This is a genomic window from Pseudomonas sp. EL_65y_Pfl2_R96 (assembly GCF_963970905.1).
GTDB lineage: Bacteria > Pseudomonadota > Gammaproteobacteria > Pseudomonadales > Pseudomonadaceae > Aquipseudomonas.
Genome location: NZ_CAXAQH010000060.1, coordinates 1 through 8,281 on the forward strand (window position 1 = coordinate 1; position 8,281 = coordinate 8,281).

The following is an 8,281-nucleotide window of genomic DNA, read 5'->3' on the forward strand; positions in this document are numbered from 1 at the left end:
ACCCGCTCCATTTTCAAACTCAGGAAGAAGCGCTCCATCACTGAGTTGTCCCAGCAATTACCTTTACGGCTCATGCTTTGCTGCATTTCATTTCTTGCCAACAGCGCTCTGTAGCTTGCGCTCGCGTGATTTCAAGCGTAGGTGGTGCGCCGATTAGGCTACCTAATATTGACGCGATTAATTCATGGTCGCTGTCTGCGGTGGGCGCCATGGTCAGTTGTTCAGCCACGCTGTTTTCTGGGTGGATTGCGCACTGCGCCGAACATTCCAATCAGCAGATTCGCGAGGCCTCTTTGCTCCTCTTTTCTGACTCGGCGGTGAAGGGGGCCCAAGGCCAGTGTGGGCTGCTGGCCCCCAAAATGCCTTGTTTCACCTGGTCGCTTAAGCCCGATAACTGGCGGATCCGCTCCGCGACACCCTTTATGGCCTTTAAGACGGCATGGAAGTAGAACACACGAAAGGCCTTGCAGGCCTGCTACCGAGGCCACTCAGTCAGTTCGCTGGCCGAGTGGCTTTTTTATTTTCAGAGGCAGGAGGTCCACCATGCTCAAAAATGGCGTCTGCTAGTCTGCTAACGTGTCCTACACTTCTTCAGGATCAGGCTTTGCCGTCCGGCTATCAACGCCTTGGTCAAAACATAATGAAAGGAGTCATCATGAAAGACAACGAGCATCGCCCACTGGAAGCAAAAGAAGTGGTGATTCAGGTCCCCAAAGGAACCGCCGATAATGTTCGAATTGTAGAAACAGACTCTACACTAGGTAGCGAAATCACAGTACGAGTAAGCAAGAAGCGTGTTGCAAGCAAGATGGCGGTGGTAGGAGTGATCGTTAAGTAGTCAGCTAAAAAGCAGCGGCGAGTAGGTCATTTGCTCGTCGTTGCTCCAATTCACTCGCGCAATGGATTTGCCGGAGAATTTATGCCAACAACCGAACTACCTTTGCTCCGTGCCGATGCACAACTGAGAATTGTCGATCAGGCACTTGAGATTGAAATAGAAGATACGGTGTTTACCCTTTCTGGCGCCCCGCCAACCCGTCTGCGACAGGCAATCGCTTCGCTTAATGGACTTACCGACATCGAAACCGCAGGCAAACAAAGTGGATTGGCGATCGACTCCCTGCACGCAATTGTGACGCAAATGACTAATCTGGGTGCACTGCACAAAATGGCTGCACCCGTTGACACCACACTCAGCCCGCAGGCATTTGCTAGCTTATGCCGCCGCTTATATTCCCATTGGAAACTGCGCCTATTTTCCCATCCATTGTGGATCGGTTTGACCGATGGCAGCCTGCCCCGTCCAGTATTTATTGGTTGGGTAATTGAATCCTGGTTCTTTATTGAAAACGTCATGGACAGACTGCCCATGGCGATTGCACACACTGAAAGCCGCGCAATTCGTTCCATTTTCGCCCAACATTTTTCCGAAGAATGGGATCACTTCAAGTTTTTCGAGCTCTCGCTGGATGCACTGGACGTTGGGCCTGAGTTGCGGGCGCAACTTCAACCCTTGCCATCTACCCGTGCCATTCAGAACTTAATGCGTGCGGCGGCACGTCGTGATTGTTTGCGTTATGTCACCTGCTCAGGCTTTCTGGAGTCCACCGGACGCGACCGTGACACTGCACGCATGTTCTTTGACCTAGTCGGCCAGTTCTACGACAACGACCATCGTCAGGCAGTAAAACCGATGGCCGATCACGTCTCGCTAGACGAAGACTACGGTCATGGCGATTTCGTTGAAAAGGTGGTCACGCAAACCGGGGCAATTCCGCTAGAGCGTGCGCTGGCCGCTCTGCGCGACGCCTATGCGCTAGTAGAAACGCTAGAGATGTGGTCAGACGATATCCTCAAGTTTTATCAAACTGCTAATGCCTTCCCGCTGAGGGCATTACGAACTTACAGGGGAATGCAGTGAGTACACTTGCCAATCGCCGCTACCTTTTGTCGCCAATTTGCCGAATACAGTCTTCTGAGCGCAGCGTAATAGTCACCTGCAATGAAGAAGAGATTCTGATTGATACCAGCTTCCAGCCGCAAATCTCAGAATTGCTCACGGCATTGCGTACATCAAACTGCCCCGCAGATTTTCTGGTCAAGCAGGGCATTACACAAATTAATATGCTGGATCCGGCGCTGCAGGCCCTATTGGAGTCGGACTTACTTCTGGATGTTGACCGCGCATGTGAGGCAACCTGTCGCCACGAGCTGAATGACGCTTTGCAGGCAGAAGCCCGCTTCTGGGCCAAGCCTATCTTCGAGCAGCCGTTCTGGGAGCAATTGCTGTCCGGACAGTGTTCGCCATCGCAAATTTTGGGTTGGGGGGTCGAGTTCTATCATTTTGTCGATGCGGCCAACGACTACATGCCTCTGGGGGTGTCACATACCCGAGAGCTGCGACAGTTGCGTGGCCCGATTGCCAGCCATTACATCGAAGAGATGAACCACGGCAAAATCTTTTTGGAGGGTTTAGCACGCTGCGGCCTTCAGCACGAATCGGTATTGGTTGCCCCACCCTTGCCCCATACCCGTGCGCTCATCAACCAGCTGATCGAATACGCTTACGAGGGGGAACTGGCGTACACCTCTAGCTTTGCAATCATGCAGTCGGGACTCACCCAGCCGTCCATAGCCGTGCTTGACGAGTTCTACGGGCGACTCAAAGCTTATTATCCTTATGCGGCAGGCTTATTTGACGCCTTTCACCGCCATGCCAGCCTAGACGTAGAGCTGGGTCATGAAAAAACTGTATTCATGCGCTTATGCTTGGAAGGGCCACTGCTGGCACCGGTGCAAATCCGTAGGGCGAGTACGGTCATGCGCAGCCTGGCCGAATCGTTCATGTTGTTCTTCGATGGTATTAACAAGTATTACGGCACCACCGAAGGTTTTACACCGCGCCGCGCCTTGCAATTGGAGGGCTTGGTATGAGCCATGCCAGCAAGGCGGAGCAGGCATTACTGGCACGCTACTGCAATACCCTGCATAGCGGATGCGTCTGGTCCAGCGGCGACAACCCACTGGCAGGCGGCAGCGGCCACGATAGTTGGCGCATGGAGCCGTTTCCTGTCGTGTTCGAACGCGGGCGAGGTGTTTACAAGTGGGACACCAGCGGTAAACGTTACCTCGACCTGTGGATGGGGCACGGTGCCTTGATGTTTGGCAACGCACACCCAGCAGTGGTAGCCGCAGTCGCCAAGCAGATAGCACAAGGGCAGCATCTGGGGGGGGTACACCACTTACACTTTGCCTGGGCCGAACGTATCCGACACTATTTTCCGTCCTGCGAACAACTGCGCTTTACTGCCTCCGGCTCAGAGGCCGCCCAACTGGCGCTGAGAATCGCTAGAGTCAGCACTGGTCGGGGGCGGATTGTACGGGTTGACGGCCACTTCCACGGCTGGTTCGATGACTGCCTAGCACATATGCTGCCAGCAGCCAGCGCCGGGTTTAATCCCGGCGTGGAAGACCACGTTGGTATTGTGCCTCCCATGGACATCTCTGCTGTAGAAAAAGAGTTGGCAGAATACGACGTCGCGGCATTGATCCTGGAGCCAGGAGGAGGCAGCTCAGGCACGCTAGCTTGGACTGCCGAGTATTTGGCTACGCTACGCCAATTGTGCGATCGCTACGGCACACTGTTGATCTTTGATGAGGTTATCAGTGGTTTTCGCTATCACTTGGGTGGAGTTCAGGCAATGAGCAATGTCTACCCAGACCTGACCTTGCTGGCAAAAATATCCGCAGGCGGTATGCCAGGCGCGCTGGTTGGGGGTTCTACCGAGCTAATGTCTGTGTTTGCCAACCACCATATCACCCATAGCGGCACGTTCAATGGCTGTCCTATAACGGCAGCGGCAGCACTGGCAACGCTAGAACTGATCGGGGAGGGCGAACCAATAACGCTGGCAAACCGCACTGCTGGCGTTTTGGCAGACGCCATCAACGCCGCAGCAGAGTCTGTCGGCGTGGACGTCATGGCCTATGCGCAAAGCTCGATTTTCCACCTGGTGATAGGCGCACGCGCACAGGGAGTGGCTGTAGCGCCAGGGGTAGAAGCAGTGCGCCTTGCTGCACAGCACGCACCACTGCACAGGCTATTGCGTATGGCGCTAATGCTGGAAGGCGTGGACTGCCATGCCAGCCACGGTTGGTTGTCGGCGTTGCACGAGCAGTCGCACATAGACGAGGCCGCCAGCGCATTCTGTCGCGCCTTCGAGCAGTTGCGCTACATACCAGTGTTCGAGCCGTCTTTCTGACACGACGCAAAGTCATAGCATTGCTTGGTGTGCCGTAGCGAGCGCACGCCCGGCAGTCTCACTCTTCTAGCCGGGGGCCTAAGACCCGCCCGCTAGTGTCACACCTGAGAGAGGGCTACCCATGAGTGAACGTATACTTGCCGAACTCGTCAACGGCACCTTATCCCGCCCACAACGGCAATGGCTGCATGCCACTCACAACCCGGCAGGCGGGGCGGTACTAGGGTTGCTACCGGTTGCCGACGCTAACCGTGTCGCCGAAGCAGTTGCCGCTGCCCGTACCGCCTTCGACGATGGTCGATGGAGCAGGCTACCTGCAATTAACCGGGCCGATTTGCTGCTTGATCTGGCAGATCAACTGGAAGCAAATCTTGACGCTCTGGCTCGTGCCGAAACAGCCGATACGGGCATGTTACTCAGTATGACTTCGCAAGGACATTTGCCACGCGCTATCGCGCATTGCCGTTACTTTGCTGCAGAATGCCAACGCCAAGGCGGTGAGTGCTTTGCAATGGACAATGCCTACTGGCAAATCGTGCAGCGCGAGCCGTTGGGGGTCGTTGCCATTTTGGCTCCTTGGAGCGCGCCGCTGGCAGTGGCCACCATTAACTTGGCGGCAGCGCTGGCCGTCGGCAATACTGTGGTACTAAAAAGCTCAGAGCGTGCACCACTGACCTTGTCGCTGATGGCCGAGTTGATTGCCGCACTTGATTTTCCGCCCGGCGTGGTCAATATCATCCACGGCCCCGCCGACCCAACCGGAAAAGCATTGGTGCGCAATCCGCAACTTGACGGACTGTGTTTCGTCGGTGGCACTGATACTGCGAGAGACATCGCCGCCCAACCCGTCAGCGCATTTCGGCGCACCTTGTACGAGCTGGGAGGCAAGTCCCCAACCATCGTGCTGGCCGATGCCGACATTGATGCGGCAGTTGACGGTGCCATGTTGGCTGCTTTTGCCAGCAATGGCGAGGTATGCACTGCAGGCTCCCGCCTGTTGCTGCAGGAAGACATACAGGCCGCCTTTCTTGAGCGCTTTTTGGCACGCGTACGCAATTTACAGGTTGGTGACCCTTGTCACCCGCTCAGCGAGCTCGGCCCGATGATAGACGTGGCTCATTTGGAATCTATCGAACGTCATATTGCCCTCTCGCAGCAAGAAGGAGGCACGTTGCTATGCGGCGGCCAACGTATTCCTGAACTGGACGGCCCGTATCTTAGCCCTGCGGTACTTAGTAACATCGCCCCAGAGATGAGTCTGTTCCAACAGGAAGTCTTCGGCCCAGTCGTGGCAGTTACCTCGTTCAGCTCACCAGAGCAAGCCGTAGTGATGGCCAACGCAAGCGACTATGGTTTGGCAGCAACTGTATGGTGCGCCGATGCGGCTAACGGTCTGCGCTTAGCGCGCCAGTTGCGCTGCGGTGTCGTGGCGGTTAACAGTCCAGTAATACGCGATATGCGGGTACCCTTTGGCGGTCGCGGTGCCAGTGGCCTTGGCCGCGTTGGCGGGCGCTGGAGCCTAGAACAATACAGCGAACTGAAAACTGTCAGCGTGCCATTGGAAGGTTACATCCTGCCGCGTCTGGGCTTGAGGGGGAAGGAATGAGCATACAACTCAGAATGGATATCCGCCTCTCACCCGCTAAACTCCCAGCCTTGCCCCGAAGAAATCGCCTTGGTGCAATACGCTGTGGGCACAAGGCGTGCCCAGCAGCAACGACCGTTTACTACGCACAAGCACAAGCACAAGCTCAAGGTGTAGTGCCAAGCTCCTCGCCTACTGACCGCACTAGATCCTGAGCCAAGACCAGCATCTCGGCAGCGTTACGATCCGGTGGAAACACCGGATAACACAGCCTCACGATGTGGCCATCATGCACCAGCCAGCTCATGCGTTTGAGTAGCGTCTGCCCGGCGACCTCCAGCGTCGGCATGGACAAGGCGCACGTGAGCTGCAGCTGTTCGTCGCTAAGAATGGGGAATGGTAGCATTAGGCGGGCTACAAGCTCCTGTTGATATGCGCTGCTCTGGGTAGAAAGGCCATAAATGCGGTAGCCCAACACAGAAAACGCCTCAGCCAAGGCCTTGTATCCCATGGTCTGTGGTGTGCAGCCGCGCGCACCAGCAATTTCATTCCAATTGTCTACCAGTGCCGGACGCCCCGGCTGGCCTGTACGTGGATAGATAAATATCACACTGCCGCCAGGCAATGTAGACAAGTCCACCTGACTACCATCGGTAGCAGGTAAGACAAGCTGCGGCAATGCACACCCGAGCAAGTGGTCTGCGCCCCCATCGTCCTCTGGCACCGGCAAGTTATCAGGTAGGGCATTGAGATTATTTATTGTCGTCATGCGATCTCCCTCCGTTGTTTCTAACATTATGAACAGAAGATTCAGGTTGTCATTACAGCTTGTCAAAGTGGTGAAGCTTGGTCTTTGTAGACATCGTAAAGCTTGCGGCTTCCTGAATGATGCCCATGGCATACAGCTGAGCAAAACCGGCGTAGCCGTCAGCCTGCAAGATCCCGCTGAAGTTCTTGAGATGAGCGCGGGGATGTTGCCCTTTGCGATTCGGCGAGTATCAGCCGGTGATATTCGAGAAGAGCGGGGCGTTTGAGTTAGGCGAAGGCAGAAAAAAGCCCGCTATCGCTGAACAGGATAGCGGGCTGGTTCAACGCTTTTGCGGTGGAGTCCTTACGATTGCCAGTTCGTTTTCGACTACGGTATCGACGCCATCGCCACGGCCGAAGACGTAGGTATCGTTACCCTGTTGTCCGTCCAGATAGTCGTTCCCCGCACCGCCCACCATCCGGTCGTTACCGGCGCCGCCGCTGAGGGTGTCATTGCCCGCGCCACCGCTGCCGCGATTGCCGATCAACACGTTGTCCTGGCCGTTGCCCTGGGCATCGATGTCCTCATTCCACAGCTTCAACGGTCCCAGTGTGTAATCACGTAACCGCTGGCCTCGTTGTACACCGCGCCGGTGATGGTCACCACATGGTTGACCGCACCGTTGCCGACGTAGGCCGGATCATTCCACAGCTGCCCGGCATTCACCGCCAGGATGACGCCGCGACCACTGCGCACCAGGTTGGCCACGCCTTGCTCGTTGTAGCCGGCGAGCAAGGCGTTACGGATGCCGAAACTGTCGAGCAGCGCCTGCTGCTGAACGAAGTTCGAACCGCCGCGCTCATAGGCCGGGCGGGTGGGATCGGTGACCGCCCCCTTATTGTCTATCGTCACCTCGATCACGTTTTTTTCGCTGGTCGGCCGGTCGGCCTGTGTCAGAAGGTTGGCAATCGCGGTCAGGGTGCAGGTGCCCTGGAAATCCGCCACTGCATTGCCTTGGGAGTAGTCCAGTTCGTTGGCCTTCGGGTAGCCGTACACCAGAATCGCCTGGTCATCGACCAGACCTTTTTCGGCTTTGCCGAAATCCAGCAGGATCAGGTTTTCGGCGTTATCGGCCAGGGTGTAGATGCCTTCTGCCTTGCCTTCTGCCTTGCCTTCTGCTGATTTACGAGTTAGAGGGGTACATCACAAATTTTGCCCAATCCGTCATGAGTAAGCGCCTTTTATCAAGAAAGTCCGAACGAGAATACGCTCCCTCGGTCTGATCACGTTCGTCATGCGCCAGCGCCATTTCACAGACCTCACGCGGATAGTGAGTACATTCCCCCGCCCAGTCACGAAATGAAGAGCGAAAACCGTGCCGAGTGATGTGTTCGTATTTCATGCCGTGTAGGAGCGTTCGCACGGCGTTTGCGTGCATAACCCCTGTCTTACCCTGGCCAGGGAATAGAAAGGCGCTTCCTTCCTCTCGCGGAATACTCTTCACCAGCTTTACGACTTCCTCAGCAAGAGGAATTACGAAAGCTACTCGCATCTTCATTTGCAGTGGTCTAATTTCCCCGGACACCTCGATAGGTGGAGAATGCATCTATCGAGGATTTTTTCATGACTGGCAAACGCAGAACATTCGACGACAGCTTCAAACTGCAAGTGGTAAAGATGATCAAG

At 55.7% G+C, this 8,281-nt stretch carries 9 protein-coding genes and 3 pseudogenes; 5 read left to right on the forward strand and 7 right to left on the reverse strand.

Annotated features, from left to right (window positions below; all coding sequences use genetic code 11):
• Together AACY49_RS29065 and AACY49_RS32015 are read right to left on the reverse strand one after the other, a co-directional pair.
• Positions 1 to 113 (reverse strand): annotated as a pseudogene (locus AACY49_RS29065) (IS3 family transposase); the annotation flags it as partial.
• 108 nt (positions 114 to 221) lie between these two features.
• Complete coding sequence (locus tag AACY49_RS32015; protein ID WP_408980560.1) at positions 222 to 488, reverse strand: TIGR02391 family protein; 267 nt, start codon at positions 486 to 488, stop codon at positions 222 to 224.
• Between the two features lie 167 nt (positions 489 to 655).
• On the opposite strand from AACY49_RS32015, the gene AACY49_RS29070 reads away from it, so the two are divergent.
• The 5 genes from AACY49_RS29070 (at position 656) to AACY49_RS29090 (ending at position 5,868) form a co-directional block, all read left to right on the forward strand.
• Positions 656 to 838 (forward strand): hypothetical protein, encoded by a 183-nt coding sequence (locus AACY49_RS29070; protein WP_258698883.1) that lies wholly within the window; start codon positions 656 to 658, stop codon positions 836 to 838.
• 81 nt (positions 839 to 919) lie between these two features.
• On the forward strand, positions 920 to 1,921 hold the full coding sequence (locus tag AACY49_RS29075) for a hypothetical protein (protein ID WP_258698884.1): 1,002 nt from the start codon (positions 920 to 922) through the stop codon (positions 1,919 to 1,921).
• Positions 1,918 to 2,934 (forward strand): iron-containing redox enzyme family protein, encoded by a 1,017-nt coding sequence (locus AACY49_RS29080; protein ID WP_258698885.1) that lies wholly within the window; start codon positions 1,918 to 1,920, stop codon positions 2,932 to 2,934. Before AACY49_RS29075 ends, AACY49_RS29080 begins: the two co-directional genes overlap by 4 nt.
• Positions 2,931 to 4,262, forward strand: coding sequence for an aminotransferase class III-fold pyridoxal phosphate-dependent enzyme (locus tag AACY49_RS29085; protein ID WP_258698886.1), 1,332 nt, complete (start codon positions 2,931 to 2,933; stop codon positions 4,260 to 4,262). Before AACY49_RS29080 ends, AACY49_RS29085 begins: the two co-directional genes overlap by 4 nt.
• A 121-nt stretch (positions 4,263 to 4,383) precedes the next feature.
• Positions 4,384 to 5,868 carry an aldehyde dehydrogenase family protein gene (locus AACY49_RS29090; RefSeq protein ID WP_258698887.1) on the forward strand — a complete coding sequence of 495 codons (1,485 nt, stop codon included), beginning with the start codon at positions 4,384 to 4,386 and terminating at the stop codon, positions 5,866 to 5,868.
• A gap of 145 nt (positions 5,869 to 6,013) precedes the next feature.
• On the opposite strand, the gene AACY49_RS29095 is transcribed toward AACY49_RS29090, so the two are convergent.
• The 5 genes and pseudogenes from AACY49_RS29095 to AACY49_RS29115 form a co-directional block, all read right to left on the reverse strand.
• Positions 6,014 to 6,616: a peroxiredoxin gene (locus AACY49_RS29095; RefSeq protein ID WP_258698888.1), complete on the reverse strand. Its 603-nt coding sequence runs from the start codon at positions 6,614 to 6,616 to the stop codon at positions 6,014 to 6,016.
• A gap of 103 nt (positions 6,617 to 6,719) precedes the next feature.
• Positions 6,720 to 6,845: pseudogene (locus AACY49_RS29100) on the reverse strand (IS66 family transposase); the annotation flags it as partial.
• 90 nt (positions 6,846 to 6,935) lie between these two features.
• Positions 6,936 to 7,196, reverse strand: a complete 261-nt coding sequence (locus AACY49_RS29105) for a hypothetical protein (RefSeq protein ID WP_258698889.1) — start codon at positions 7,194 to 7,196, stop codon at positions 6,936 to 6,938.
• Positions 7,193 to 7,651 carry a hypothetical protein gene (locus AACY49_RS29110; protein WP_339527605.1) on the reverse strand — a complete coding sequence of 153 codons (459 nt, stop codon included), beginning with the start codon at positions 7,649 to 7,651 and terminating at the stop codon, positions 7,193 to 7,195. The genes AACY49_RS29105 and AACY49_RS29110 overlap by 4 nt, the downstream gene beginning before the upstream one ends.
• A gap of 127 nt (positions 7,652 to 7,778) precedes the next feature.
• Positions 7,779 to 8,156 (reverse strand): annotated as a pseudogene (locus AACY49_RS29115) (tyrosine-type recombinase/integrase); the annotation flags it as partial.
• Between the last annotated feature and the right edge of the window lie 125 nt (positions 8,157 to 8,281).

What these genes read in the sequence shown, in the direction of transcription:
- AACY49_RS29075 (WP_258698884.1), top strand. Translation starts at nt 920, where the DNA reads ATGCCAACAACCGAACTACCTTTGCTCCGTGCCGATGCACAACTGAGA.
- AACY49_RS29085 (WP_258698886.1), top strand. Translation starts at nt 2,931, where the DNA reads ATGAGCCATGCCAGCAAGGCGGAGCAGGCATTACTGGCACGCTACTGC.
- AACY49_RS29090 (WP_258698887.1), top strand. Translation starts at nt 4,384, where the DNA reads ATGAGTGAACGTATACTTGCCGAACTCGTCAACGGCACCTTATCCCGC.
- AACY49_RS29095 (WP_258698888.1), bottom strand. Translation starts at nt 6,616, where the DNA reads ATGACGACAATAAATAATCTCAATGCCCTACCTGATAACTTGCCGGTG.
- AACY49_RS29070 (WP_258698883.1), top strand. Translation starts at nt 656, where the DNA reads ATGAAAGACAACGAGCATCGCCCACTGGAAGCAAAAGAAGTGGTGATT.